A 2,923-nucleotide genomic window follows, 5' to 3' on the forward strand; every position below is an offset into this window, starting at 1 on the left:
GCACGATCATCCTTACCGGTTAAGCGTTGCTGCTGTATATGGGTCCATTTGTAGTATCCAGACCGAGATACCTTCAAAAGGCGTGCCATGCGCTTGATGCTGTAGTTAGCCTTCTCCTGCTGCATTAATTCGAACTTTTCTGCTCGCGTTGCCTTAAAGCGAAGAAGGCTGTCGCTTTTGACAAAAACTCGTTATCCATCTTGGCTTCTGCCAGTTCACGACGCAGACGAGCATTCTCCGCACGAAGATCAGCCTCGCTTAGCCCATCGGAGGATCCTTAGGCGTTGACGCTCATTTTTTACCCACCGGCCTAAAAGGCCAGGTGCGACGCCAATTTCTTTGGCTACATGAGCAATTGGGCGCTGCGATTCGATTACTAGGTTCGCGGCTTCACGCCGGTACTCAGGCGTGTATTTCTGGCGTTGTTGACTCACAATGAACATCCTCTCTTACGGACACAAAATCCGCACTAATCGGGTGTCCACCAAACGAGGGTAACCTCACCTATCGATGGTTCGGGCTTTCTCATGCACAGCTTTAATGCGCGCACGGACCTGACCCCCATAAAAATGAAAACCACACCATCACAATTTTCATTGTGAGCGGATGTGGTGTGTGTACGTATAAGTATACAGATTTGCAACTGGACGGCAAGTGGATACATGCAAATCACGTCAAAGACTAAAATGCTGATCGCAATCAGCTTAGATAGCCCTGTTTAGAATGTTTAATCTACGAGAGTGTCGCAAATAGTTTTCAATAATTCTAATCGAATAAGCCAAGCGTGATGGGCAACATGATCACCTTGTAGTCGGAATCCCCTACGGAAGGCCGTTCTTGATACCGCGAAGCGCGTTAGCAAAGCGGAGGACCAAAATCGTCTAAATCAGTCGGAGCTGACCCCCGTTTGGTCCGACCTAACGGAACGACTTAGCCGCACGTGGGGTGAACTCAATCGACCAAGCCACACTCGTCCTCTAAGTCCTGCAACGAGATTGTGTCCAATTCTCCGCGTCGGGCTGCTTCGGCTTCGGCTTCGAGCGCATACACAAACTCAAGTTCATCTAGGTAGGAATCTAGGGCCTTGCGAAGATAGAAGGCCCCTGTCCGTCCAGTCCGCGAAGCAAGCGCATCTAGGCGCTCCATTTGCTTCGCGTCAACGCGCAAACTGATCACTGACTCGCTCATGTAAACACGCTTACAACAAGTTAACGGATTTGTACACCCCGTGAGCATTGTCCGTACATTGCTGTCCCTACCTGGTGCCGTTGACTTCATGGTTGCCTATAGGAACTACCTGGGCGTTTTAGCGGTAATCGAATTAAGAAATAAGAAAAACCTCGTCCAGTCGCCTTAAAATGACATGCCGTTCGGCGTAGCGACGGCGAAGGCCTGTCAAGAATGCGTTGAACTCCGCTTCCCAGGGCTCCCCTAGCTCCGCCGACTTTTCCCTCATGGTCTGCAGCAGCTCGATGCCCATGTCGCGACCAACCTTAGTCGAATCTAGATAAGTTGCGACATCGTCGCGAACGAAGGGAAGAGCCTGCGCCGGGAGGTCATCGAGGAATCGTTGCGCCATTGACTGCCCCATTCCCGCCTTTATGACGGTGCTCCAGGCAAGTTCAGGGTCTTCAAGACACAAGTGTTGGAACATCGCTAAGTCCCATGGCTTAGCCGCCAACGTGTCTTGTATATGCGCCGCAGCATTCGCCTTGTCGGTAGCCACAGCATAGAGTTCCTGAGCGGACGACAGTTCTGGATATGTGTCGAATACACTACGAGCCACGCGCTCCGAGTGTTCCGGAAAATACTCCTTAGCAAGTACGGCCCAACCCGAGGCTATATTTCGAGTTTCCTCTACGGCGCACTCGTTAACCGCCTTCTCGGACCAATCGAAGGCAAGAGCATAGCGGTTGATATCACAAAGGCCGGCAATGATCCCCTCATAGCGCGACGCCGCACTTCCCTTGAGACCATGGGTTCGAAGGACGGCTTCAGCAGTGCCTTCAAGCACCGCTAGCCGACGCCCCACGTAGCCACCGCCCTCTTCCCCGAGAGCAGGTGCCAAATAGACTGGGTCAAGGTCAATCTCTTCCACCGAAGAAATCTCGTTCATTCGTATGAACCAGTCAGCCAAAGCGCGACCAGAATAACTAGCTTGCTCTGCCGCGGAAGGAACTACCCGCGCCAAGACTTCGCCGGCATCCCTTACGGCATGGGCATAGTCATTGACCCCGGGGATAGTCTTGAGGACCTCTTCTACTGCATCTAGAGCAACAAGCACGATATCGGATGGACTCAGCGGCACGATGCCAGAAAGTTGTGCAGGTTCCTCTACTGCCTGCTCTAAAAGCCCAGCAGCTTCAAATATGCGATCGCTGTAATAAACGCCGCGTTCACCCTTGTACAGATCGGGATCATTAGACCGGACAAGCCCGGTTACCGCCTGTGCAAGAGTTCTCATGGGATTCAGTATAGAAAATTCTGGGATCACAAGGAGGAGGGGCAAGGTCACCGTTGAAACCGGTGTCCTTGCCCCTCTCGGTACAAACTTTATGTAGTTGTTTGTTGTTTGGTGTCGGCGGTGACTTACTCTCCCACAACCTCCCGGTTGCAGTACCATCAGCGCGTACAGGCTTAGCTTCCGGGTTCGGAATGGGACCGGGCGTTTCCCTGTAGCTATAAACCACCGACAAACCTAAAAGAACACTACCCACCACACTGTGTGCGGGTGTTGTGTCAGATACTGCATAGTGGACGCGACACACAATAATGTGTTCATTTGTTTGTTTACTCGCTTCACAAGTCCACCCAACAATCCAACCTCAAACCACATAGTGTTTTGGGGGTTGTTGTGGTGTGTTTGTCTTGGTCAATTAGTACCAGTAGCCTTCACACCTTACAGTGCTTCCAAGTCTGGCCT

Annotated in this window: 3 protein-coding genes and 1 rRNA gene; all 4 read right to left on the bottom strand. The window is 51.8% G+C overall.

Annotated elements, in window-relative coordinates:
• Positions 1 to 248 precede the first annotated feature (248 nt).
• The 4 genes from QP908_RS11870 to rrf all read right to left on the bottom strand — a co-directional run bounded on the left by QP908_RS11870 (position 249) and on the right by rrf (position 2,694).
• Positions 249 to 443 (bottom strand): transposase, encoded by a 195-nt coding sequence (locus QP908_RS11870; protein WP_350338381.1) that lies wholly within the window; start codon positions 441 to 443, stop codon positions 249 to 251.
• A gap of 508 nt (positions 444 to 951) precedes the next feature.
• Positions 952 to 1,278 carry a type II toxin-antitoxin system RelB family antitoxin gene (gene relB, locus QP908_RS11625; RefSeq protein WP_350338382.1) on the bottom strand — a complete coding sequence of 109 codons (327 nt, stop codon included), beginning with the start codon at positions 1,276 to 1,278 and terminating at the stop codon, positions 952 to 954.
• Positions 1,279 to 1,321: 43 nt separating this feature from the next.
• Positions 1,322 to 2,464, bottom strand: a complete 1,143-nt coding sequence (locus tag QP908_RS11630) for a hypothetical protein (protein ID WP_284772348.1) — start codon at positions 2,462 to 2,464, stop codon at positions 1,322 to 1,324.
• Positions 2,465 to 2,576: 112 nt separating this feature from the next.
• Positions 2,577 to 2,694 (bottom strand): 5S ribosomal RNA (rrf, locus tag QP908_RS11635).
• Positions 2,695 to 2,923: the final 229 nt, after the last annotated feature.

The sequence above is a fragment of the Corynebacterium sp. MSK204 genome, assembly GCF_030229885.1.
Taxonomy (GTDB): Bacteria; Actinomycetota; Actinomycetes; order Mycobacteriales; family Mycobacteriaceae; genus Corynebacterium.

Bases quoted from the DNA above. Each gene is read 5' to 3' on its own strand.
- QP908_RS11630 (WP_284772348.1), bottom strand. From the start codon at position 2,464: ATGAGAACTCTTGCACAGGCGGTAACCGGGCTTGTCCGGTCTAATGAT.
- QP908_RS11870 (WP_350338381.1), bottom strand. From the start codon at position 443: ATGTTCATTGTGAGTCAACAACGCCAGAAATACACGCCTGAGTACCGG.
- relB (WP_350338382.1), bottom strand. From the start codon at position 1,278: ATGAAGTCAACGGCACCAGGTAGGGACAGCAATGTACGGACAATGCTC.